This is a genomic window from Klebsiella sp. HMSC16C06, assembly GCF_001808325.1.
GTDB classification, from domain to species: domain Bacteria; phylum Pseudomonadota; class Gammaproteobacteria; order Enterobacterales; family Enterobacteriaceae; genus Klebsiella; species Klebsiella variicola.
This window is the reverse complement of record NZ_KV792988.1, coordinates 249348-269548: the sequence shown is the minus strand read 5'-3', so window position 1 is coordinate 269548 and position 20201 is coordinate 249348. Positions and strand designations below refer to the sequence as shown.

The 20201-nt window shown below is 59.5% G+C and carries 22 protein-coding genes; 15 read left to right on the top strand and 7 right to left on the bottom strand.

Features of this window, described 5'->3' with window-relative positions; all coding sequences use genetic code 11:
* The first annotated feature begins 40 nt into the window (after positions 1-40).
* Positions 41-907: a bifunctional methylenetetrahydrofolate dehydrogenase/methenyltetrahydrofolate cyclohydrolase FolD gene (folD, locus tag HMPREF3142_RS05985; protein ID WP_004143017.1), complete on the top strand. Its 867-nt coding sequence runs from the start codon at positions 41-43 to the stop codon at positions 905-907.
* Position 908: 1 nt separating this feature from the next.
* Positions 909-1121 carry a ribosome-associated protein YbcJ gene (gene ybcJ / locus HMPREF3142_RS05980; protein WP_004143016.1) on the top strand — a complete coding sequence of 71 codons (213 nt, stop codon included), beginning with the start codon at positions 909-911 and terminating at the stop codon, positions 1119-1121.
* 45 nt (positions 1122-1166) lie between these two features.
* Here ybcJ and cysS read toward each other — a convergent pair whose 3' ends face one another.
* Complete coding sequence (gene cysS / locus HMPREF3142_RS05975; protein WP_004143010.1) at positions 1167-2552, bottom strand: cysteine--tRNA ligase; 1386 nt, start codon at positions 2550-2552, stop codon at positions 1167-1169.
* Between the two features lie 175 nt (positions 2553-2727).
* Between cysS and ppiB the strand changes: the two genes are divergently transcribed.
* The 6 genes from ppiB (at position 2728) to mnmH (ending at position 7252) form a co-directional block, all read left to right on the top strand.
* Positions 2728-3222, top strand: coding sequence for a peptidylprolyl isomerase B (ppiB, locus tag HMPREF3142_RS05970; protein ID WP_008805471.1), 495 nt, complete (start codon positions 2728-2730; stop codon positions 3220-3222).
* 3 nt (positions 3223-3225) lie between these two features.
* Positions 3226-3948, top strand: a complete 723-nt coding sequence (gene lpxH / locus HMPREF3142_RS05965) for a UDP-2,3-diacylglucosamine diphosphatase (protein WP_070611756.1) — start codon at positions 3226-3228, stop codon at positions 3946-3948.
* A gap of 107 nt (positions 3949-4055) precedes the next feature.
* Positions 4056-4394 carry a hypothetical protein gene (locus HMPREF3142_RS05960; protein ID WP_012968796.1) on the top strand — a complete coding sequence of 113 codons (339 nt, stop codon included), beginning with the start codon at positions 4056-4058 and terminating at the stop codon, positions 4392-4394.
* A 96-nt stretch (positions 4395-4490) separates the two neighbouring features.
* Positions 4491-5000: a 5-(carboxyamino)imidazole ribonucleotide mutase gene (gene purE, locus HMPREF3142_RS05955; protein ID WP_070611754.1), complete on the top strand. Its 510-nt coding sequence runs from the start codon at positions 4491-4493 to the stop codon at positions 4998-5000.
* Entirely contained in the window at positions 4997-6064 is a 1068-nt protein-coding gene (purK, locus tag HMPREF3142_RS05950) for a 5-(carboxyamino)imidazole ribonucleotide synthase (RefSeq protein ID WP_032729471.1), read from the top strand. The genes purE and purK overlap by 4 nt, the downstream gene beginning before the upstream one ends.
* A gap of 111 nt (positions 6065-6175) precedes the next feature.
* Positions 6176-7252: a tRNA 2-selenouridine(34) synthase MnmH gene (gene mnmH / locus HMPREF3142_RS05945; RefSeq protein ID WP_012542651.1), complete on the top strand. Its 1077-nt coding sequence runs from the start codon at positions 6176-6178 to the stop codon at positions 7250-7252.
* Between the two features lie 106 nt (positions 7253-7358).
* Here the strand turns inward: mnmH and HMPREF3142_RS05940 are convergent, their stop codons facing one another.
* Positions 7359-8504 carry a porin gene (locus HMPREF3142_RS05940; protein ID WP_016160408.1) on the bottom strand — a complete coding sequence of 382 codons (1146 nt, stop codon included), beginning with the start codon at positions 8502-8504 and terminating at the stop codon, positions 7359-7361.
* 91 nt (positions 8505-8595) lie between these two features.
* Between HMPREF3142_RS05940 and HMPREF3142_RS29295 the strand changes: the two genes are divergently transcribed.
* Positions 8596-8724 carry a hypothetical protein gene (locus tag HMPREF3142_RS29295; protein ID WP_162535923.1) on the top strand — a complete coding sequence of 43 codons (129 nt, stop codon included), beginning with the start codon at positions 8596-8598 and terminating at the stop codon, positions 8722-8724.
* Here HMPREF3142_RS29295 and ybbP read toward each other — a convergent pair.
* Positions 8686-11100: a putative ABC transporter permease subunit YbbP gene (gene ybbP, locus HMPREF3142_RS05935; RefSeq protein ID WP_039102916.1), complete on the bottom strand. Its 2415-nt coding sequence runs from the start codon at positions 11098-11100 to the stop codon at positions 8686-8688. The two genes, HMPREF3142_RS29295 and ybbP, sit on opposite strands and share 39 nt — an antisense overlap.
* On the bottom strand, positions 11097-11783 hold the full coding sequence (gene ybbA, locus HMPREF3142_RS05930) for a putative ABC transporter ATP-binding protein YbbA (protein WP_008805463.1): 687 nt from the start codon (positions 11781-11783) through the stop codon (positions 11097-11099). Before ybbA ends, ybbP begins: the two co-directional genes overlap by 4 nt.
* Between ybbA and tesA the strand changes: the two genes are divergently transcribed.
* The 3 genes from tesA to HMPREF3142_RS05915 are packed head-to-tail and all read left to right on the top strand — an operon-like array spanning position 11754 to position 14089.
* Positions 11754-12377, top strand: a complete 624-nt coding sequence (tesA, locus tag HMPREF3142_RS05925; protein WP_012542655.1) for a multifunctional acyl-CoA thioesterase I/protease I/lysophospholipase L1 — start codon at positions 11754-11756, stop codon at positions 12375-12377. The genes ybbA and tesA overlap by 30 nt on opposite strands.
* Positions 12367-13176: an SDR family oxidoreductase gene (locus tag HMPREF3142_RS05920; protein ID WP_009484702.1), complete on the top strand. Its 810-nt coding sequence runs from the start codon at positions 12367-12369 to the stop codon at positions 13174-13176. The genes tesA and HMPREF3142_RS05920 overlap by 11 nt, the downstream gene beginning before the upstream one ends.
* 58 nt (positions 13177-13234) lie before the next feature.
* Positions 13235-14089: a co-chaperone YbbN gene (locus HMPREF3142_RS05915; RefSeq protein ID WP_008805461.1), complete on the top strand. Its 855-nt coding sequence runs from the start codon at positions 13235-13237 to the stop codon at positions 14087-14089.
* A gap of 96 nt (positions 14090-14185) precedes the next feature.
* On the opposite strand, the gene fetB is transcribed toward HMPREF3142_RS05915, so the two are convergent.
* Positions 14186-14968 carry an iron efflux ABC transporter permease subunit FetB gene (gene fetB / locus HMPREF3142_RS05910; protein ID WP_008805460.1) on the bottom strand — a complete coding sequence of 261 codons (783 nt, stop codon included), beginning with the start codon at positions 14966-14968 and terminating at the stop codon, positions 14186-14188.
* The gene (fetA, locus tag HMPREF3142_RS05905) at positions 14955-15632 is read right to left on the bottom strand and encodes an iron efflux ABC transporter ATP-binding subunit FetA (protein WP_012968804.1); all 678 of its coding nucleotides are present in this window, start codon (positions 15630-15632) and stop codon (positions 14955-14957) included. The genes fetB and fetA overlap by 14 nt, the downstream gene beginning before the upstream one ends.
* A gap of 140 nt (positions 15633-15772) precedes the next feature.
* Between fetA and HMPREF3142_RS05900 the strand changes: the two genes are divergently transcribed.
* Both HMPREF3142_RS05900 and HMPREF3142_RS05895 read left to right on the top strand, forming a co-directional pair.
* Positions 15773-16690, top strand: coding sequence for an SPFH domain-containing protein (locus HMPREF3142_RS05900; RefSeq protein WP_002892258.1), 918 nt, complete (start codon positions 15773-15775; stop codon positions 16688-16690).
* Positions 16687-17145 (top strand): NfeD family protein, encoded by a 459-nt coding sequence (locus HMPREF3142_RS05895; RefSeq protein ID WP_070611753.1) that lies wholly within the window; start codon positions 16687-16689, stop codon positions 17143-17145. Before HMPREF3142_RS05900 ends, HMPREF3142_RS05895 begins: the two co-directional genes overlap by 4 nt.
* On the opposite strand, the gene cueR is transcribed toward HMPREF3142_RS05895, so the two are convergent.
* Positions 17142-17552, bottom strand: coding sequence for a Cu(I)-responsive transcriptional regulator (gene cueR, locus HMPREF3142_RS05890; protein WP_002892208.1), 411 nt, complete (start codon positions 17550-17552; stop codon positions 17142-17144). The genes HMPREF3142_RS05895 and cueR overlap by 4 nt on opposite strands.
* 106 nt (positions 17553-17658) lie before the next feature.
* Here cueR and copA point away from each other — a divergent pair, with 106 nt between their 5' ends.
* Positions 17659-20160, top strand: coding sequence for a copper-exporting P-type ATPase CopA (gene copA / locus HMPREF3142_RS05885; RefSeq protein WP_070611867.1), 2502 nt, complete (start codon positions 17659-17661; stop codon positions 20158-20160).
* The last annotated feature ends 41 nt before the right edge of the window (positions 20161-20201 follow it).

The window sequence follows — 20201 nt, the reverse complement described above, 5'->3', positions numbered from 1 at the left end:
ATCCCCCTTTCGTAAAGATACAGATGGAATCCTCTCTCTGATGGCAGCAAAAATTATTGACGGTAAAACGATTGCGCAGCAGGTACGCTCTGAGGTTGCGGAAAAAGTGAAGGCTCGCGTTGCGGCCGGAAAACGCGCCCCTGGGCTGGCCGTCGTGCTGGTCGGTAGCAACCCGGCCTCGCAGATTTATGTCGGCAGCAAGCGCAAAGCATGTGAAGAAGTGGGCTTCGTCTCCCGCTCTTACGATCTCCCGGAAACCACCAGCGAAGCCGAGCTGCTGGAGCTTATCGACACCCTGAATGCCGATAAGACCATCGACGGTATTCTGGTTCAGCTGCCCCTGCCGGCAGGGATCGACAACGTCAAAGTGCTCGAGCGCATCGCGCCGGATAAAGACGTCGACGGCTTCCATCCCTATAACGTTGGCCGCCTGTGCCAGCGCGCGCCGCGCCTGCGTCCGTGCACTCCGCGCGGTATCGTGACCTTGCTGGAACGCTACAATATCGACACCTACGGCCTCAATGCGGTGGTCATTGGCGCGTCCAATATCGTCGGTCGCCCGATGAGCATGGAGCTGCTGCTGGCCGGCTGCACCACCACCGTGACCCACCGCTTTACCAAAAACCTGCGCCATCACGTCGAAAACGCCGACCTGCTGATCGTTGCAGTAGGTAAACCGGGCTTTATTCCTGGCGAGTGGATTAAAGAAGGGGCGATTGTGGTCGATGTCGGCATTAACCGTCTGGAAAGCGGCAAAGTGGTCGGCGACGTGGTGTATGAAGATGCCGCCGAACGCGCGTCCTACATCACCCCGGTTCCCGGCGGCGTTGGCCCGATGACCGTCGCCACCCTGATTCAGAACACGCTGCAGGCGTGCGAAGAGTATCACGACGTTGAGGAGGCCTGAGATGGCGACATTTTCCTTAGGTAAGCACCCGCACGTTGAGCTGTGCGATCTGCTGAAGCTGGAAGGCTGGAGCGAAAGCGGCGCCCAGGCGAAAATCGCTATCGCTGACGGGCTGGTGAAAGTTGACGGCGCGGTGGAAACCCGCAAACGCTGCAAGATCGTCGCCGGTCAGACGGTGAGCTTTGAAGGCCAGAGCGTCACCGTCACGGCCTGACAACGAAAAGAAAAACGCCCGCTTTTGCGGGCGTTTTTTTATGGCTTACTTCCGGCGCCAGGTGGTGCCCTGCGGGCCATCTTCCAGCACAATGCCCATCTCGTTAAGACGGTCGCGCGCCGCATCCGCCGCCGCCCAGTCTTTCGCTTTACGCGCGTCCAGACGCTGCTGGATCAGCGATTCGATCTCCGCCACTTCCGCGTCGTCAACCTGCGCGCCGCTCTGCAGGAACGCCTCCGGCTCCTGCTCCAGCAGACCCAGCACCGCAGCAAGCTTACGCAGGTGGGCCGCCATGGCGTTCGCCGCGGCCGCGTCCTCGGTTTTCAGGCGGTTTACTTCACGCGCCATATCGAACAGCACCGAATAGGCTTCCGGGGTGTTGAAGTCGTCGTCCATCGCCTCGATAAAGCGTGCTTCGAAGGCTTCGCCACCCGCCGCGTCGACGGATTTGTCCGTCCCGCGCAGCGCGGTGTACAGACGCTCCAGCGCCGAACGCGCCTGCTTGAGGTTCTCTTCGCTGTAGTTCAGCTGGCTGCGATAGTGGCCGGACATCAGGAAGTAGCGAATCGTCTCCGCATCGTAATACTTCAGCACGTCGCGGACGGTAAAGAAGTTACCCAGCGATTTCGACATCTTCTCGCGGTCAACCATCACCATGCCGGAGTGCATCCAGTAGTTAACGTACTCGCCGTCATGGGCGCAGGTGGACTGGGCGATTTCGTTTTCATGATGCGGGAACATCAGATCCGAACCGCCGCCGTGAATATCGAAGTGGTTGCCGAGCTGCTTGCAGTTCATCGCCGAGCACTCGATATGCCAGCCCGGACGACCCGCGCCCCACGGCGACGGCCAGCTTGGCTCGCCCTCTTTCGACATCTTCCACAGGACGAAGTCCATCGGATTCCGCTTGACGTCAACCACGTCGACGCGCGCCCCCGCCTGCAGCTGATCGAGATCCTGACGCGACAGCAGACCGTAATTCGGGTCCGTCGGCACGTCAAACATCACGTCGCCGTTATCAGCGACGTAAGCATGGCCTTTAGCGATCAGCTGCTCGGTGATCTCAATGATCTCCGCGATATGGTGCGTTGCGCGCGGTTCGCTGTCGGGACGCAGAATATTCAGCGCGTCAAAATCTTTGTGCATTTCGGCAATCATGCGATCGACCAGCGCGACAAAGCTTTCGCCGTTTTCATTAGCGCGCTTAATGATTTTGTCGTCGATATCGGTGATATTGCGCACGTACTTCAGCTTATAGCCAAGAAAACGCAGATAGCGCGCCACGACGTCAAAGGAGACGAAGGTACGGCCATGGCCGATATGACAGAGATCGTAAACGGTAATACCACACACGTACATGCCGACTTCCCCGGCATGGATAGGTTTAAATTCCTCTTTCTGGCGCGTCAGTGTATTAAAAATTTTTAACATCGAAGATTCCGTGTAGACGTGTGTGGGTAATGAAGTCTCTATAATACCCATAATTCAGACCGGACGCAGCACACATTGCAAGGTGCATCGACCCCCGCGGTTATGCTATAACACCCCCCTATATCTCACCCGACATCGGGTGCTGGCACCACACTCATCGGAACAGGATGCAAAAATGGTTACTTTCCACACCAATCATGGCGATATCGTAATCAAAACGTTTGACGACAAAGCGCCGGAAACAGTTAAAAACTTCCTGGACTACTGCCGCGAAGGTTTCTACGACAACACCATTTTCCACCGTGTTATCAACGGCTTTATGATTCAGGGCGGCGGTTTCGAACCGGGCATGAAACAAAAAGAGACCAAATCTCCGATTCAGAACGAAGCGAACAACGGCCTGAAAAACACCCGTGGTACGCTGGCAATGGCCCGTACTCAGGCGCCGCACTCTGCCACCGCCCAGTTCTTCATCAACGTGGCCGATAACGACTTCCTGAACTTCTCTGGCGAAAGCCTGCAGGGTTGGGGCTACTGCGTTTTCGCCGAAGTGGTTGAAGGCATGGACGTGGTAGACAAAATCAAAGCGGTTGCCACCGGCCGCAGCGGCATGCACCAGGATGTGCCGAAAGATGATGTGATCATCAAAAGCGTCACCGTCAGCGAGTAATTCGTGGCGACACTTTTTATTGCAGATTTGCACCTGCAAACAGAAGAACCGGCGATCACCGCCGGTTTTCTGCGTTTTTTACAGGGCGAAGCCCGCCATGCGGACGCTCTGTATATCCTTGGCGATCTGTTTGAGGCGTGGATCGGCGATGACGATCCGAACCCGTTGCATCAGCAAATTGCTACGGCAATCAAAGCCGTCGTCGACGCCGGCGTGCCCTGCTACTTCATCCACGGCAACCGCGATTTTCTCGTCGGCCAGCGCTTTGCCCGCCAGAGCGGGATGCTCCTGCTCGCCGAAGAAGAGCGACTGGACCTCTATGGCCGTGAAGTATTGATTATGCATGGCGACACGCTGTGCACCGATGACCCAGGCTATCTGGCGTTTCGCGCCAAAGTCCACACCCCGTGGATCCAGCGTCTGTTCCTGGCCCTGCCGCTGTTTATCCGCCGCCGCATCGCCGCCCGCATGCGCGCCGACAGCAAAGCCGCCAACAGCAGTAAATCAATGGACATTATGGATGTGAATCCACAGGCGGTAGTTGACGTCATGGAAAGACAACATGTGCAGTGGCTGATCCACGGCCATACCCATCGCCCGGCGGTCCATGAACTGCAGGCCAACGGCCAACCTGCATGGCGCGTGGTACTTGGCGCCTGGCACAGCGAAGGTTCGATGGTCAAGGTGACACCGGACGACGTCGAACTGATCCACTTTCCGTTCTAGTTCCTGCGCGAGCACAATTCCGAAAGCGCCTTTTGCCCGGGTAAAGGTGCGCGCTTCCCCGCGTCCTGCATGCTAGTCTCCCACGACATCACTCTCAAGGAACAAGCATGAACAGAAAAAAGTGGAGTCAGCCGCTGATGTGGGGAACGATCATCGCGATCCTCAATCCGTTAGGGGTAAGTTATATCGCCTTAGTCGGCGTCGCTATTGGCAACACGCTGACGTTTGTCTGGTGTGCAATGCTGGCGTGGGCCATCTATTTCTATGCCATTTATTTGCTCTGTACCCGCCCTCACGATAGTCGGCTGGTACAAATCTATTTACTGGTGATGGGCACCCTGATGCTCCCTTGGGGGTTAGTGCTGCTCATCACCTGTATCATGAATGAGATAAAGGCCACTAAGCCGCGATCGACGTCATCACTGAACGAGACAAAAGACGGCTAACCATGCGCACGCAACCGTTTTCCTTGCTGGCAGTTCATGCTATTCTCTGTGGCCTCTAAAGCAGTGTGAAACACACCCACAGGAGTTTTAAGACGCATGTCTTCCCGCAATAATTCGGCGCGTATCGCCATCGTGATGGGGTCCAAAAGCGACTGGGCTACCATGCAATTTACCGCAGAAATCCTTGATGCCCTGAACGTTCCGTACCATGTCGAAGTGGTCTCCGCCCACCGCACGCCCGATAAGCTGTTCAGCTTTGCTGAAAGCGCCGAGAGCCACGGTTATCAGGTGATTATTGCAGGGGCAGGCGGCGCGGCGCATCTGCCGGGCATGATTGCGGCGAAAACCCTGGTGCCGGTGCTCGGCGTACCGGTTCAGAGCGCGGCCTTAAGCGGTGTCGACAGCCTCTACTCCATTGTGCAAATGCCGCGCGGCATTCCGGTCGGTACGCTGGCTATCGGCAAAGCTGGCGCAGTGAATGCTGGCCTGCTCGCCGCGCAGATCCTTGCCCAGCATGATGCCGAACTGCACCAGCGCCTGAGCGCCTGGCGTCAGGCACAAACCGATGAAGTGCTGGATAACCCGGATCCGCGGGGTGCGGCATGAAACAGGTATGCGTGCTCGGTAACGGTCAGTTAGGTCGCATGCTGCGCCAGGCCGGTGAGCCGCTGGGCATCGCCGTCTGGCCGGTGGGGCTGGAAGCCGACCCGGAAGCGGTGCCGTTCCAGCAGAGCGTCATCACGGCAGAAATTGAACGCTGGCCGGAAACCGCCCTCACCCGCGAGCTGGCCCGCCATCCGGCGTTCGTCAACCGCGATGTCTTCCCGATTATCGCCGACCGCCTGACGCAAAAGCAGCTATTCGACAAGCTTGGCCTCGCCACTGCCCCGTGGCAGCTGCTGGCGGATAAAAGCGAATGGCCGACGGTGTTTGCTCGTCTCGGCGAGCTGGCGATCGTTAAGCGTCGCGTCGGCGGCTACGACGGCCGCGGCCAGTGGCGCCTGCGCGCTGACGAAACCGCGCAACTCCCGGAGGATAACTACGGCGAGTGCATCGTCGAGCAGGGGATTAACTTCTCCGGCGAAGTGTCGCTGGTGGGCGCCCGCGCTCATGACGGTAGCACCGTCTTCTACCCGCTGACCCGCAACCTGCATCAGGACGGTATTCTGCGCGCCAGCGTGGCCTTCCCGCAGGCCAATGCCCGCCAGCAGGAACAAGCGGAAAGCATGCTGACGGCGATCATGAACGAGCTGAACTACGTCGGCGTGATGGCGATGGAGTGCTTCGTCACCGCCGAGGGGCTGCTGATCAACGAGCTGGCGCCGCGCGTGCACAACAGCGGCCACTGGACGCAAAATGGCGCCTCCATCAGCCAGTTTGAACTGCATCTGCGAGCGATTACCGACCTGCCGCTGCCGCCGCCGGTGGTCAACAGCCCGTCGGTAATGATCAACCTGATCGGCACCGATCTCAACTACGACTGGCTGAAGCTGCCGCTGGTGCACCTGCACTGGTACGATAAAGAGGTGCGTCCGGGTCGCAAAGTCGGGCACCTGAACCTCACCGACAGCGATACCGATCGCCTGAGCGCGACGCTGGAAGCGATCAAGCCGCTGCTGCCGCCGGAGTACACCAGCGGCCTGTTCTGGGCGCAATCGCAGCTCAGCTAAGCCCTGCGTGCCGGGGATTTGATCTATCCCCTTCCCCGGCACACCTTGAGGCGCGTACAATCCCCCCCTTGCTGTAAAGCCCATTTCTGTTTTGACTTCAGAGGATACCCCATGACCAATGGGACGGATTATCGCGCCATTCTCGCCAGCGATACGCCACTGATTGACGTACGCGCCCCGGTGGAGTTTAGCCAAAGCGCGATGCCGGCGGCGATCAACCTGCCGCTGATGAATGATGAAGAACGCGCCGCGGTCGGCACCTGCTACAAGCGTCAGGGACCAGAGGCGGCGCTGGCGCTCGGCCATAAGCTGGTTGATGGCGACCTGCGCGCCAGCCGGATCCAGGCGTGGCTGGAAGCGTGCGCCCGTTACCCGCACGGTTACCTGTGCTGCGCCCGCGGCGGCCAGCGATCGCATATCGTCCAGCAGTGGCTGAAAGACGCTGGCGTGGAGTACCCCCTGATCGTCGGCGGCTATAAAGCGCTACGCCAGGCGGCGATCCAGGCCACCGACGAACTGGTGCAGCGCCCGATTGTGCTGATTGGCGGCTGCACCGGCAATGGCAAAACTCAGCTGGTCTGCTCGCGACCGGACGGTATCGATCTGGAAGGGCTTGCCCATCACCGCGGTTCTTCATTCGGTCGAACCCTGCAGGATCAGCACCCGCAGGCCACCTTTGAAAACCATCTGGCGGTCAGCCTGCTTAAAAAAGCCGAACAGCAGACCCGCTGGGTGCTGGAAGATGAAGGCCATATGATCGGTGCCAACCATCTGCCGGAGTGCCTGCGCCTCCGCATGGCGCAATCGCCGCTGGCGGTGGTGGAAGATCCATTTGACGTTCGCCTCGAACGGCTGCGCGAAGAGTACTTCGATCGCATGTATCGCGACTTCATCGCCGCGTATGGCGAAGAGAAAGGCTGGCTGGCATACGGCGAGTACCTCCATCATGGTCTGTTTGCCATCCGCCGTCGCCTGGGGCTGCAGCGTTTTGCTCAGCTGACTGAACGGCTCGACGCGGCGCTGGCGCAGCAGCAGCGCACCGCCAGCACCGAGGCGCACTTCGCCTGGCTGGTGCCGCTGCTGGAAGAATACTACGACCCGATGTATCGCTATCAGTTGGGGAAAAAAGCCGGGAAGATCCTGTTTCGCGGCAACTGGCAGGAGGTCGCCGCCTGGCTGGCGAAGTAATCGCATGCGCTATTGTCCCGGCTTGCGGCGTAAACGCCTTAGCCGGGCTACCGCTCGGCGCGATTTGTAGCCCCGGTAGCGCAGCGCGACCGGGGGTTGTGACCGCTTAGAAGTCGTAGCGCAGACGCACCAGGTTCATATCCCCCAGGTTGTCGGTGCTGGAGGTAAACACGTGTTCGTAGTCAACGCGGAAACCGTAATCCAGCTGGAAGCTGATCCCCAGACCGTTATCGATACGCTGGTAGTTGCGGCCATTCACGTACTGCAGGCGGTCGCCCATAAAGTACGGCTGAATAGATTTAACAGCGTATTGATTGATCGGGAATTTATAGCCCGCAAAATATTCAATCCCCCAGGCGTCGCCGGCGAAGTAGTTATGCACATCGGTTTTTTTGGTGGTGAGGAAGTTCTGATACCAGCCGCCGCCGAAGGAGAAGGTCCAGTTATCCGGGGTCCAGCTCAGCGCGGTACCGACGATGTTCTGGTCATAGGTTTTGCTGTCGGCGCTTGACGGGTCGCGCATTTCGGCGCGGGTATAGTTCCACGCGGTACCCCAGGTCAGGTCCTTCATGATGTGGTAGTCCGCACCAACAGAACCGCCGCCTTTACGCTTGTAGCGCAGGCCGTTGCCAGGCAGATACTCACTATCTTCGAACAGATAAGAGCCGTATAGATCGACATCACCCACGGTTTTCTTATATTTCAGCATATTACGTGAACGATAGGAGCCATCGTAATCGCCGTTAATACCGTTTCCCGGGGCCTGGCCGATCATGTCGTAGTCCCAGATATCGGTTTTCACCCCCACCACATCATAGTAAATGCTGTTCTGCTGCCCGTAGGTTAATGTGCCCCAGGTATCGCTTTTCAGGCCGGTATACAGCATGCGGCGGGTGGTATTGTTTGCGCCTTCCGCGTAGTGGTTATCCCAGTCAAACAGCGCCGGAATGTTCACCCCCAGTTCGTAGTAGCTGATCCAGCTAATATCATCGAACAGGTAGTAATCCGCCGCGAAGCGGAAACGGGTGCCACCGTCGAAACCGTTACGCTTATAGGATCCTTTATCGCCATCACCGCTCATCATGTTGAACTGCGGACGAATACTCCCGCCGACGGTAAAGTTAAGCCGGCTTAACGGATCGCCCGCCTGCGGATCTTGTTTCAGCAGCGTGATCTCCGCGTGGGAAGCAAATGAAGCGAACACCAGTGTTGCGCCGATCGAGACCGCCAGCGCTTTTATTTTATGTGCCATAGTTTTTCCTTGATTAATAAGCAACCTTATATTTACCAGCTGAATATTAACCGCGAATCAGTACAGCGTGTTGTCGGTTTTTTAATGTTTTGTGCGCTTAAAAATCAACGAGTTATCAATTTGTGCGCTTAAAATAAAAGCGCCGCCAAAAACGGCGGCGCATCATCAAAATGCAATAATCTTACTGGCTAAACTGGCGGAACAACGCTTTCCCTTTTAACAAACGCAGCCCCAGCCCGCCGCCGCACAGAGATAACAACACCGCTCCCGTCAGCGGCAGCATCACCCACAAGCGCCAGTCCGGCGTCCAGGGGAAATCAAATACTTTCGTCTGCAGCATCGCCAGCGCCACTTCCGCGCCTATCGCCGCCACCAGTCCGGAAACCAGCCCCAGCAGGGCAAACTCCGCCCACAGCGTGGCGCGCAGCAGCGATTTCCCGGCCCCCAGCGTGCGCCAGACCACCAGCTCCTGATGCCGCTGGCGCATACCGACCTGGACCTGCGCCAGCAACAGCAGCACGCCGCAGGCCGTGACCAGGCCCACCATCACCTCCAGCGCCCGGCTGACCTGGGAGAGCACCTGGCCGACCTGACGCAGGATGGCGCCGATATCCAACAAGCTAACGGTGGGAAACTCGCGGTTCAACTGGGTCAACATCGCGGGACCGTTATCCCAGCGGAAGCTGGTGAGCCAGCTCTGCGGCTGCCCGTCCAGCGCCCCGGAGGGGAAAATAAAGAAGAAGTTGGGCCGCAGGCTCTCCCAGTCAACTTTGCGCACGCTGCTGACCTTCGCGCTGAAGTCCTGAGTATCGCCGGTAAAGGTCACCGTATCGCCGATCTTCACCCCCAGCCGCTGCGCCAGTCCCTCTTCAATCGATACCTCGCCCGGCTTCGGCGGCCAGCTACCGGCCACCAGCGGATTATGATCCGGACGCTGTTCGCTCCAGGTGAGATTAAGCTCGCGATTCAGCGCTTCGTCTTTGTTCCCGTCCGTGGAGTGACCGTTGATCTGCGTCAGACGAGCCCGGACGATCGGATAAAATTCCGCCGCCCGGGTCTGGTGTTCGGCGAGGAAAGTCTTCACCGGCATTATCTGCTCAGGGGCAATATTGATCAGAAAGTAGTTCGGGCTCTGCGGGGGCAACTGCTGCTGCCAGCGGTCAAGCAGATCGCCGCGCAGCACCAGCAGCAACGCCAACAGCATAAACGACAGGGAAAACGCCGCCAGCTGGCTGAGGGTCGACCACGGCTGGCGCAGCAGGCGGTTCACCGCCAGACGCAGCGGCAAGGCTTTGAGCGTCAGGCGTTTGAGCAGCCACAGCAATCCCCAGCCCACCAGGCCGCACAGCAGCGCCAGCACCACCGCCCCGGCCAGCACCGACCACAGCAGCGGGCTGCCACCCATCAGCCAGGCCAGCCCGCCGACCACCACCGCGCAGACCACAGGAATATAGTGTTTCAGCGGCCAGACGTTAGCCACCACATCCTGACGCAGCACTCGCAGCGGCAGGGTCGCCAGCAGCAGTCGATACGGCCGCAGGCCCACCAGCAGGGAAATGACGCCTGTCGCCCCGATAGCCCACAGCCACGGCCAACCGCTGGCAGCGGGTAGTGCGGCGGGCAGCACCGGTTTGAGCATCAACAACAGCAGGCGCTCCAGCGCCAGGCCCACAACCCCGCCGCTTATCACCGACAGCGTCAGCAGCAGCAGCCACTGGCCGACGATGAGCTTGCGCAGCTGCGCCCGCCCCGCGCCCAGCGTCTTCAAAATTGCGACCAGATCGTAGCGACTGCGGCAGTAGTGGCTCATCGCCACGGCGATCGCGGCAACGGCCAGCAGCAGCGTCAACAGCGCGGATAACAGCAGGAATTGCTGCGAGCGCTCAAGGGATTTGCCCAGCGCGCTGTCGTCCTGTTCAAGGCCAGTCCAGCGATGTTCCGCGCCGAGCTTCGGCAGCAGCCATTGTTCATAATCCGCCAGCTGTTGCACGTTACCGGCGAACTTATAGCGCCATGCGACGCGACTGCCGGGCTGCACGGCCCCGGTTTTTGCCACGTCAGCCATATTCATCATCAGTCGCGGCGCCATCTGGAAGGGGTTAAACCCTGCATCCGGCTCCTGAATCACTTCCCCGGCAATGCGCAGCGTGGCATCGCCAACGTCAATCGTATCGCCGGTTTTCAGGTTCAGGAGCGCCATCAGCCTTGGCGCCAGCAGCACGCTCCCCGCCTGCGGCTTCAGCCCCGGCGGCTGCGTCTCGAGGGTGCCATACAGCGGATAGCGGTCATCCACCGCCTTAACGTCCGCCAGCTGCGGCGTATCACCGGCGAACGTCATGGTGGCGAAGCTCAGCTGCTCGCCGACGGTCAGCCCTGACTTCCGCGCTTGCGCGATCCACTCGGCGGGTACCTCGCGCGAACTGCGCAGCGTACGGTCGCCGGCCATAAACTCACGGCTTTGCTGGCTAAGGCCTTTCTCCATCCGATCGCTTATCGACCCCAGGGCCAGCACGCAGGCCACGGCGAGGCTTAACGCCAGCCAAACGATCAGCAGCGACGGCGAGCGCCATTCGCGCCAGAACCAGCGGGCGATCATGCTTCCTCCCGCAGTTGGCCATCCACCAGGCGCAGACGGCGGTCGCAGCGCGCCGCCAGCAGCGGATCGTGAGTGACGAGGATCAGGGTGGTGCCGTGTTCGCGATTAAGCGAGAACAGCAGATCGGCAATTTTGTCCCCGGTCTGGCGATCGAGGTTGCCGGTGGGCTCATCGGCGAACAGGAGGGCCGGGCGCCCGTTGAAGGCCCGGGCCAGCGCCACCCGCTGCTGTTCGCCGCCGGAGAGCTGCGCCGGCAGGTGGTGCAGGCGTTTGCCAAGCCCCAACTGCTCAAGCAGCGCGCGGGCATCGCCCTGGCTCTCACTGTCGCTGGCGCCGCGCAGCAGCGCCGGCAGCTCGACGTTCTCCAGGGCGTTGAGCGTCGGGATCAGCATAAACGACTGAAAAACAAAGCCAACGTGCTGCGCCCGTAGCGCCGCCCGCGCCTCCTCATCCATCCGATGCAGCGGCTTGCCCAGCATCGAGACTTCTCCGCTGCTGCCATCGTCCAGGCCAGCGAGGATCGCCAGCAGGGTCGATTTACCGGAACCTGACTCGCCGATCAGGGCGATGGTCTGCCGCGGTTTGACAACCAGCTCAACTCCGGTAAGGATGGAGAGCTGATGCTCTCCCTGACCGACGGACTTCTTAAGATGATGAACTTCAAGTATGTTTTCCGCTGGCATGTGCCTTTCCTGTTTTTGTTCCTGTTTACCTGCCGCGCAATGGCGGCGGACACGCTGCTGATCCTCGGCGACAGCCTGAGCGCTGGCTATCGAATGGCGGCCAACGCCGCCTGGCCTGCGCTGCTCAATGAGAAGTGGCAGGCGAAAACACCGGTGGTGAACGCCAGCATCAGCGGCGATACCTCGCAGCAGGGGCTGGCCCGCCTGCCAGCGCTGCTTAAGCAGCATCAGCCGCGCTGGGTGCTGGTTGAGCTCGGCGGCAATGACGGGCTGCGCGGTTTTCCGCCACAGCAGACCGAGCAAACACTGCGCACCATTATTAAAGATATCAAAGCGGCCAACGCCGAGCCGCTGCTGATGCAAATTCACCTGCCGGCGAACTATGGCCGCCGCTATAATGAAGCCTTCGGCGCGATTTACCCGGCCCTGGCCAAAGAGTTCGATATTCCTCTCCTGCCTTTTTTTATGGAGGAGGTCTATCTCAAACCGCAATGGATGCAGGACGACGGCATTCACCCAAATCGCGACGCGCAGCCGTTTATCGCCGACTGGATGGCGAACCGGCTGGCTCCCTTAGTTAATCATGACTCCTGAACGCCAGGGGTCGCTGACAGGTAAAGTTATGCAAAAAACGGTTTTAGTGACAGGCTGTTCCAGCGGAATTGGTCTGGAAAGCGCGCTGGATTTAACCCGCCAGGGCTTTCGCGTGCTGGCGGCCTGCCGCAAAGCGGAGGACGTCGCGCGGATGCAGGAGCTGGGGCTAACCGGTATTTTGCTCGATCTGGATGACCCACAGAGCGTGGAGCGCGCGGCGGCGGAGGTGATTGCGCTGACCGATAATCGTCTCTATGGCCTGTTCAATAACGCCGGTTATGGCGTCTATGGCCCGCTGAACACCATCAGCCGCCAGCAGATGGAACAGCAGTTTTCCGCCAACTTTTTCGGCGCGCATCAGCTGACCATGCTGCTGCTGCCGGCGATGACGCCGCACGGCGAAGGGCGCATCGTGATGACCTCCTCGGTGATGGGGCTCATCGCCAGTCCCGGTCGCGGGGCCTATGCCGCCAGTAAATACGCCCTCGAGGCGTGGTCCGATGCGCTACGCATGGAATTGCGCCACAGTGGTATTCAGGTCAGCCTGATTGAACCGGGCCCGATCCGCACCCGCTTTACCGATAACGTCAACCAGACGCAAAGCGATAAACCCGTAGAAAATCCGGGCATCGCCGCTCGCTTTACCCTCGGGCCGGAGGCGGTGGTGGAAAAAGTGCGCCACGCTTTTACCAGCGATAAGCCAAAGCTGCGCTACCCGGTCACTCTGGTGACTCACGCGGTGGCGCTGCTCAAACGCCTGCTGCCTGCCCGCGCGATGGACAAAATTATCCACGGCTGAGTTGAAGCGCGGCATGCCGCCCCCATGTAAAACAGAAATCGACTAACGAGAAACGCCCATGTCCGAACAGAATATTGTCAATATTAGCGAAGCGAACCTGCAGCAGACGCTACAGCAGTCCATGAACGTCCCGGTGCTGTTTTATTTCTGGTCTGCCCGCAGCCAGCACTGCGAACAACTGACCCCAGTCCTCGAGCGCCTGGCCGCCCAGTATAACGGCCAGTTCACGCTGGCGAAGGTTGATTGCGACGCCGAGCAAATGCTCGCTTCACAGTTTGGTCTGCGCGCCATCCCTACAGTTTATCTGTTCCAGAACGGCCAGCCGGTGGACGGTTTTGAAGGCCCGCAGCCGGAGGAAGCGATTCGCGCCCTGCTGGATAAAGTCCTGCCGCGTGAAGAGGAGCTGAAAGCCCAGCAGGCGCTGGCCCTGATGCAGGAAGAAAAATACGCCGAGGCATTACCGCTGCTGAAGGAAGCCTGGCAGCTGTCGAATCAGGACAGCCAGATTGGTCTGCTGCTGGCGGAAACGCTGATTGCCCTGCACCGTTCCGATGAAGCGGAAAGCGTGCTGAAAACCATCCCGCTGCAGGATCAGGACACCCACTATCAGGGTCTGGTGGCGCAGATTGAGCTGCTCAAACAGGCCGCCGACACCCCGGAAATCCAGCAACTGCAGCAGCAGGTGGAACAGAATCCGGACGATGCGCAGCTGGCCTCCCAGCTGGCGCTGCAGCTGCATCAGGTCGGGCGTAATGAAGAAGCGCTGGCGCTGCTGTTCAGCCATCTGCAGAAGGATTTAGGCGCCGGCGATGGCCAGGCGCGCAAGATGCTGCAGGAGATCCTCGCCGCCCTCGGTACCGGCGATGCGCTGGCCGCCAAATACCGCCGCCAGCTGTATTCGCTGCTGTACTAATCAGAGGCGCTGACCCGGATAGCGCTACGCTTATCCGGGCTACAGATTACGCCGTGGTAGCCCGGGTAAGGCGTGAACGCCGCAACCCGGGATCGTTCATGGGTGCTTTTTCAGCTGCGTTACCACCAGCTGATGACGGGCATTGAAGAACTTCCGGTAGGTCAGATAGCCGGCGATAATCGTCGACAGGCTGGCGGTCGACAGCAGCATAAAGGTCACCATGATCTGGTACTTAATCGCCTTCACCGGGTCAATACCGGCAAAAATTAGCCCCGACATCATCCCAGGCAAGCTCACCAGCCCGACCGTTTTCGCTGAATCGACGGTGGGAATCAATGACGCGCGAATGCTCTCGCGAATCAGCCGCGCCGCAGCCATCTTCGGCGTCGCGCCGAGGCTCAGCTTCTCCTGAATCTGCTGCTGCTCGCTGCTGAAGCGCTGGCCCATATTGTTGTAGCACAGCCCCACCGCCACCATGGCGTTCCCGGCCACCATCCCGGCAATCGGGATCACCTGCATCGGCACGAAGGCGATCGACCCCGAAAAGACCAGTACCGCCAACGTTAGTCCGGCGCCAGTGGTAATAGCGATAAACGACGAGACAAAAGCTTTATCGATATATTTACTGCGCTTCTTCGCATTCCACGCCGCGTTAAAGCAGATAAACAGCACCATCAACAGCGTCAGAACCGCATGATTGACGTTAAAGATATATTTCAGCACATAGCCGACGATAATCAGCTGCACGATCGCCCGGCAAATACTCCAGATAATATCTTTTTCCAGTGCCAGTTTTTCCCGATAACTGACCAGAATAGCGATCAGCACCAGCACCATCGACAGCGCCAGCGATTCGTTCGTAATGTTATGCCCGTTCATGCTGTACCTCCTGCAGGTTTCCGCCGGCAGGTTGCAGCGTAATCACTTCATCGGCATGCGAAATTTCGTTGCGATCGTGGGTGACCCACAGAACAGCGACCTGTTTTTCCGTCGCGTAGCCATGAATAATGTCATTCACATTCTGTTTATTACTTTCATCCAGCGCGCTGGTAATTTCGTCCAGCAGCAGCACGCGCGGTAGAAATTGTAAATTGCGGATCAGCGATACGCGCTGCTTTTCCCCGCCGGACAGTTCGTTAATAGACTTTTCCAGCATATTTTCGCCAAGGCCAAAGCGCTGCAGGTCAGCCACCAGCGCCTGCGGATCGGGTTGTTTGTTGCGGATCTGCCACGGAAAAATCAGGTTATCGTAGACTGAATCACCGAACAGCGCCGGCGTCTGCGCGCAGTAAGACACCTGCTGACGATAGGTTTCCGGCGACAGCGTCGCGATATCCACATCGTCAAAAAAAAGGCGTCCGGAGGTTGGGCTGAGCAGCGAGGCGATAATCTTCAGCAAGGTGCTTTTCCCGCAGCCGGAAGGCCCGGTAATCAGCTTAAATTCTCCGGGTCTGAGCTGAAGAGTGATATTGTGTAAAATAACTGCGTCGTCGGTCTTAAACCCCACACCCTCGAGACGCAAAAGCGCGTTATTTTCCTTCATGAGTCTTCCTGATTATTTTCTGAAACACCGCTAGTTTACCCCACTTTCCTTTCTCCAGGATGAGGAGAAAGATATACTCAGTTTAAACATGCGCTATTTCCTTGTAGCGCCCCACCAGGCAACAAGACAGGAGGTTTTTGATGCTGATTTTTATTCCTATCCTTATTTTCGTCGCGCTGGTCATTGTGGCCGCGGCGGTGAAAATTGTCCCGCAAGGCTATCAGTGGACGGTAGAACGTTTTGGGCGCTTTACCCAGACGCTGCAGCCGGGATTAAGCTTAGTCGTGCCGTTTATGGACCGAATCGGCCGCAAAGTGAACATGATGGAGCAGGTGCTCGACATCCCCTCGCAGGAGGTTATCTCCCGGGATAACGCCAATGTCACCATCGACGCGGTCTGCTTTATTCAGGTGATTGACGCGCCAAAGGCCGCCTACGAGGTCAGCAATCTTGAGCAAGCGATCGTCAACCTGACGATGACCAATATCCGTACCGTGCTCGGCTCGATGGAGCTGGACGAAATGCTCTCCCAACGCGACAGCATTAACACCCGTCTGCTGCATATCGTTGACGACGCCACTAATCCGTGGGGAGTAAAAATCACCCGCGTCGAAATTCGCGACGTTCGCCCGCCGGCGGAGCTTATTGCCTCAATGAACGCCCAGATGAAAGCCGAACGTACCAAACGCGCCTATATCCTTGAGGCCGAAGGGGTGCGACAGGCGGAAATTCTGAAAGCGGAAGGGGAAAAGCAGTCGCAGATCCTCAAAGCCGAGGGGGAACGGCAGTCCGCTTTCCTGCAGGCCGAAGCTCGCGAACGTTCCGCCGAAGCGGAAGCCCGCGCCACTCAGATGGTCTCCTCGGCAATCGCCTCGGGCGATATTCAGGCGATCAACTACTTCGTGGCGCAGAAGTACACCGATGCGCTGCAGCAGATTGGCGCCGCTAACAACAGCAAAGTGGTGCTGATGCCGCTGGATGCCAGCAGCCTGATGGGATCGATCGCCGGGATCAGCGAGCTGATCAAAGAAGGCGCTGGCGATCGGAAAAAATCATGATCGACATGATCTTCGCCCATCCGCATCTGTTCTGGTTAAGCCTGGGCGGGCTGCTGCTGGCGGCCGAGATGCTTGGCGGCAGCGGCTATCTGCTGTGGAGCGGCGTCGCTGGCGTGGTGACCGGCGCCCTGACCTGGCTCCTGCCGCTGAACTGGGAATGGCAAGGGACGCTGTTTGCCGTTCTCACCCTGCTGGCGGCGTGGCTGTGGTCGAAATGGCTGCGCAAGCGGGTCAAAACGCAGCGCCCGGCCGATGCTCAGCTCAACCAGCGCGGTCAGCAACTGGTGGGCCGCCGCCTGACGCTGGATGCCCCGCTGGTAAACGGCCGCGGCCACGTACGCGTGGGCGACAGCTCCTGGCCAGTGATTGCCGATGAAGACCTCGCGGCGGGCAGCAAGGTTGTAGTGATTGCCGTAGAAGGGATTACGCTACGAATCAGACCCGCCGTCCGTTAAGCCTGCGCCTTGCGATGGCAGCAGCCGGAAAGATTATCGATAATCGGGCACTCCGCGCTGTCGTCGCCGGGGCAGGATTCGGCCAGCGCCAGCAGGTGCGCGCGCATATTTTGCAGCTCGCGGATATGGTTCTCGATATCCGCCACTTTCTCCAGCGTGCGTTTTTTCACATCGGCGCTGTGCCGCGACGGGTCGTTGAACAAGGCCACCAGCTCGCGGCACTCTTCCAGGTTAAACCCCACCTGCCGCGCCTGGCGCAGCAGCGTCAGCTCATCGAGATGCTGCTGACTGTAAGTGCGGTAGCCGTTTTCGCTCCGCAACGGCGGCGTCACCAGCCCCTTCTCTTCGTAAAAACGAATCGCTTTGCTGGTTAAACCGGTTTTTTTCGCCACATCGCTGATATTCATTTTTTCTCCTTGACCTTCCCCTTGCTGGAAGGTTTAACCTTCTTAATACTCGATGAAAGAGTGGGTCTGGTCAATCGTTGACCGGAAAATTATTCAGGAGTTATTTATGTCTAACACTATCGACCTGACGCTGGATGGCCTCTCCTGCGGCCACTGCGTCAAACGCGTGAAAGAGAGTCTGGAGCAGCGTCCTGACGTTGAGCAAGCCGAGGTGACCCTCACTGAAGCCCATGTCACGGGCAGCGCCAGCGCGCAAGCGCTGATTGATACCGTGAAACAAGCCGGATACGGCGCGGAGCTCAGCCACCCAAAGGCTAAACCGCTGGCAGAATCATCAATCCCGTCGGAAGCACTGACAGCGGCCACTCCTGAGCTTCCGGCAGCCCATGACGAAGATGACAGTCAACAGCTGCTGATCAACGGCATGAGCTGCGCCAGCTGCGTCTCCCGGGTACAAAACGCGCTTGCCGCGGTGCCGGGCGTCTCACAGGCGCGGGTTAACCTGGCGGAACGCACGGCGCTGGTGATGGGCAGTGCGTCCGCCGCAGAATTAGTGCAGGCGGTGGAGAAAGCCGGCTATGGCGCGGAGGCGATCGAAGACGATCTGCAACGCCGCGAACGCCAGCAGGAAACCGCTATTGCTACGATGAAGCGTTTTCGCTGGCAGGCGATTGTCGCCCTGCTGGTCGGCGTGCCGGTGATGCTCTGGGGGATGATCGGCGATAACATGATGGTCAGCGATGACAACCGTTCGCTGTGGCTGGTTATCGGCCTTGTCACCCTCGCTGTCATGGTCTTTGCCGGCGGCCACTTCTACCGCAGCGCGTGGAAAAGCCTGAAAAATGGCACCGCCACCATGGATACGCTCGTGGCGCTCGGCACCGGCGTCGCCTGGCTGTACTCGATGAGCGTCAACCTGTGGCCGCAGTGGTTTCCGATGGAAGCCCGGCATCTGTATTACGAAGCCAGCGCGATGATTATCGGCCTGATTAACCTCGGCCATATGCTGGAGGCCCGCGCCCGCCAGCGCTCCTCGAAAGCGCTGGAGAAACTGCTCGATCTGACGCCACCTTCAGCCCGCGTGGTGACCCCTGAGGGGGAAAAGGATCTGCCGCTCGCGGAAGTTCAGACGGGTATGACGCTGCGCCTGACCACCGGCGACCGCGTCCCGGTCGACGGCGTGATAAGCCAGGGCGAAGCCTGGTTTGATGAAGCGATGCTCACCGGCGAACCGGTGCCACAGCAAAAAGGCGATGGCGATGCCATTCACGCCGGCACCGTGGTGCAGGACGGCAGCGTGCTGTTCACCGCCAGCGCCGTCGGCAGCCAGACCACGCTGGCAAGAATTATCCGTATGGTGCGCCAGGCGCAGAGCAGCAAGCCGGAGATCGGCCAGCTGGCGGATAAAATCTCCGCCGTATTTGTTCCGGCGGTAGTCGCCATTGCGCTGATCAGCGCCGCGATCTGGTACGTCTTCGGCCCGGCGCCGCAGATCGTCTATACCCTGGTCATTGCCACCACGGTACTGATTATCGCCTGTCCGTGCGCGTTAGGCCTGGCGACGCCGATGTCGATTATCTCCGGCGTTGGCCGGGCGGCGGAGTACGGTGTGCTGGTGCGCGATGCCGATGCGCTGCAGCGCGCCAGTGAACTCGATACCCTGGTGTTCGATAAAACCGGCACCCTGACCGAAGGCAAGCCGCAGGTGGTGGCGGTGAAAACTTTCGCTGGCGTTGATGAGCATACCGCGCTGCGTCTTGCCGCCGCGCTGGAGCAGGGCTCAAGTCATCCGCTGGCGCGAGCGATCCTCGATAAAGCCGCCGACAGTTCGTTGCCGGAAGTGAGCGGCTTCCGCACCCTGCGCGGCCTTGGCGTCAGCGGCGAAGCGGAAGGTCATCGCCTGCTGCTCGGCAACCAGGCGCTGCTCAACGAGCAGCATATCAATACCGCCGACATAGAAAGCGAGATGACGGCGCAGGCCTCGCGCGGCGCCACGCCGGTGCTGCTGGCGGTGGATGGTCAGGCGGCCGCGCTGTTCGCCATCCGTGACCCGCTGCGCGAAGACAGCGTCGACGCCCTGGCCCGCCTGCATCGGCAGGGCTACCGGCTGGTGATGCTTACCGGGGATAACCCCACCACCGCGAAGGCCATCGCCAAAGAAGCCGGCATTGATGAAGTGATCGCCGGCGTGCTGCCGGACGGTAAAGCCGATGCCATTAAACGGCTGCAGAGCCAGGGGCACAAAGTGGCGATGGTTGGAGACGGCATTAACGACGCTCCGGCGCTGGCCCAGGCGGATGTCGGGATCGCCATGGGCGGAGGCAGCGATGTCGCTATTGAAACCGCGGCGATCACCCTGATGCGCCATAGTCTTCATGGCGTGGCCGATGCGCTGGCGATTTCGAAGGCGACCTTACGCAATATGAAGCAGAACCTGCTGGGCGCGTTTGTCTACAACTCGCTGGGTATCCCGATTGCCGCCGGGATCCTCTGGCCGCTGACCGGCACCCTGCTCAACCCGGTGGTCGCCGGTGCGGCGATGGCGCTGTCGTCGATCACCGTGGTGAGTAACGCCAACCGCCTGCTGCGCTTTAAACCGAAAGAGTAACCCCGTCACATGAAACGGGCGCCGACGTTGTTCGGCGCCCG